This is a genomic window from Microvirga sp. Mcv34 (assembly GCF_024519725.1).
Lineage (GTDB): Bacteria > Pseudomonadota > Alphaproteobacteria > Rhizobiales > Beijerinckiaceae > Microvirga.
The window spans coordinates 1-821 of the sequence record NZ_JALJRK010000264.1; the positions used below are offsets into that span (position 1 = coordinate 1).

The 821-nt window shown below is 66.0% G+C and carries 1 protein-coding gene; it reads right to left on the bottom strand.

Features of this window, described 5'->3' with window-relative positions; all coding sequences use genetic code 11:
• Window positions 1–821 (bottom strand): efflux RND transporter permease subunit (locus tag OC446_RS30535; protein ID WP_262032613.1); only part of this gene is annotated, 821 nt, incomplete at both ends.

The window sequence follows — 821 nt, forward strand, 5'->3', positions numbered from 1 at the left end:
AGCCGCCGAGATCGCGCCCGGTGATGTCGACAAAGATGTAGACCGCAAGCTGGCCGTTCTCCGTGCGGATCGAGGTCGCGCCCCGATTGAGCTTCACCTCCGCGACCTCGCCCAGTGGCACGGCGCCCCCGTTTGGCATCGGCACCTGCACCTCGGTGGCGATGGCCTGTGGGTTCGAGCGCAGCTCGCGCGGATAGCGGATGTTGACGCTGTAGCGCTCGCGGCCCTCGACGGTGTTGGTCACCATCTCGCCGCCGAGCGCCATGGCGATCACATCCTGCACGTCACCCACGGTCAGGCCATAGCGCCCAAGCGCCTCCCGGTTCGGCGTGATGTCGAGATAGTAGCCGCCGATCACCCGCTCGGCATAGGCACTCGATGTGCCGGGCACCGCCTTCACGACTGACTCGACCTGGCGCGAGATCTTCTCCATCTCGGCGAGATCAGTGCCGAACACCTTGATGCCTACAGGCGTGCGAATGCCGGTCGAGAGCATGTCGATCCGGGCGCGGATCGGCATGGTCCAGGCGTTCGCCACCCCGGGGAACTGCAGCGCCTTGTCCATCTCGGCCTTGAGGCTGTCGATGGTGACGCCGGCCCGCCACTCGTTCTTCGGCTTCAAGGTGATGATGGTCTCGAACATCTCCGTTGGGGCCGGATCGGTGGCGGTCAGCGCCCGTCCCGCCTTGCCGTAGACGGAGGCCACCTCGGGGAAGGACTTGATGATCCGGTCCTGGGTTGCCAGAAGCTCGGCCGCCTTGGTGACCGACAGGCCCGGCAAGGTGGTGGGCATGTACATCAGCGTGCCCTCGTTCAGGGTC